This window comes from Mesorhizobium sp. Ca11 (genome assembly GCF_020165275.1).
Lineage (GTDB): Bacteria > Pseudomonadota > Alphaproteobacteria > Rhizobiales > Rhizobiaceae > Mesorhizobium.
On record NZ_JAIUHU010000040.1, the window covers coordinates 1 to 1,803 of the forward strand.

The 1,803-nt window shown below is 62.2% G+C and carries 3 protein-coding genes; all 3 read left to right on the plus strand.

Annotated features, from left to right (window positions below; all coding sequences use genetic code 11):
• Positions 1–190 (plus strand): hypothetical protein (locus LB538_RS29095; protein WP_224532835.1); only part of this gene is annotated, 190 nt, incomplete at its 5' end.
• The gene (locus LB538_RS29100) at positions 183–941 is read left to right on the plus strand and encodes an HAD-IA family hydrolase (RefSeq protein WP_411909071.1); all 759 of its coding nucleotides are present in this window, start codon (positions 183–185) and stop codon (positions 939–941) included. The genes LB538_RS29095 and LB538_RS29100, both read left to right, overlap by 8 nt.
• A gap of 64 nt (positions 942–1,005) precedes the next feature.
• Positions 1,006–1,803 (plus strand): ABC transporter substrate-binding protein (locus LB538_RS29105; protein WP_224532838.1); only part of this gene is annotated, 798 nt, incomplete at its 3' end.

Here is a 1,803-nt window from a genome sequence, read left to right on the forward strand (position 1 = left end):
TCTCGAAATATCGCTGGGGCAGACGATTTCGCAATTTTGTGCCGCTACCTCGCGCCTTTTCGGCGAATCCAGCGCAGGGGAAGTGCCAGACTGCTTTTTAAGACAAGGCCAGAAAGCCCGCATTTCCGGGCTTTTGAAAAAGGCCGACGCCCCGGACAGCACGGAATATTGTTCTGTTCAGCATGAGTAATTCGGCCGCGCGCAGAGGAGAGCCAGTCTTGGCCAGGGGCTTTAACGAGTTCAAGTACATGACCTTCGACGTGGTCGGTACGCTGATCGACTTCGAAGGCGGCATCACGACCTGCCTGGCCGAGATCGCCGCGGAGGCCGGTGCTTCCGTCGACGGCGAAGAAGCGCTCGCCCTTTACCGGCAAGCCCGCTACATGCCCGATGCGAACCTTTTCCCCGACGATCTCGCGCGTGTCTACATGGTCGTCGCGCCGCGGCTCGGCCTGCCGGCCGAGGAGAAATACGGCGCCCGGCTCCGGGATTCGGCGAGCGGCTGGCAAGGCTTTTCCGACAGCAGGGCGGCGCTGGCCGAGCTTGCGAAGTCCCATAAGCTGATTGCCATGACCAATGCCCGGCGCTGGGCTCTCGACCATTTCGAGAAGCAGCTTGGATCGCCCTTCTTCGCTACCTTCACCGCCGACGATACCGGCACCGAGAAACCGGACCCTGCCTTCTTCCAGAAGGTCCTCGACTTCGTGGCGTCCCGCGGCGACAGCAAGGACGACATCCTGCACGTTGCACAAAGCCAGTATCACGACATCGGCATATCCCGGGCGCTCGGCATGACCAACTGTTGGATCGAGCGCCGCCACGCCCAGAAGGGCTATGGCGGCACGATAGAGCCCAAGCACTTCACCGTGCCCGACTACCACTTCACCTCAATGGCCGACTTTGCGGCGGCCGTGCGGGAAAGCCTGAAGGAACGAACCTGAGCTCAAGACCCGGAAAGCCGCAGCAAGACGCGCATCCCGGCCAAACAACAGAAAGGGGAATGACATGAGCGACAAGATCACCAACTGGACCGGAGCAGACGATGCGATGGTCGAAAACGCCATCCGGCGAGGCGCGAGCCGCCGTGAACTCCTCAAAATGCTGCTGGCAGGCGGCGCCGCCTTTGCCGCGGGAAGCGCTGTGCTCGGCCGAGCCACCAATGCCGTCGCCGCCACGCCAGTCTCAGGCGGCCACCTCAAGGCTGCCGGCTGGTCGTCCTCGACGGCCGATACGCTCGATCCGGCCAAGGCGTCGCTCTCCACCGACTATGTCCGCTGCTGCTCGCTCTATAACCGCCTGACCTTCCTCGACAAGGATGGCAAGACGCAGATGGAGCTGGCCGAAAGCATCGACAGCAAGGACGCCAAGACCTGGACGGTGAAGCTGCGCAAGGGCGTCACGTTCCATGACGGCAAGGACCTCACCGCCGACGACGTCGTCTTCTCGCTGAAGCGTCACCTCGACAAGGCAGTCGGCTCCAAGGTCGCCAAGATCGCCGCGCAGATGACGGGCTTCAAGTCTGTCGACAAGTCGACCGTCGAAATCACGCTCGCCGACCCGAACGCCGACCTCCCGACCATCCTGGCGCTCCATCACTTCATGATCGTAAGGGACGGCACCACCGACTTTTCCAAAGGCAACGGCACGGGCGCTTTCGTGCTGGAGACCTTCGAGCCGGGCGTGCGCTCGGTGGTCACCAAGAACAAGAACTACTGGAAGTCGGGCAAGCCTTATCTCGATTCCTTCGAGTTCATCGCCATCAGCGACGACAGCGCGCGCGTCAACGCGCTTCTGTCGGGCGAT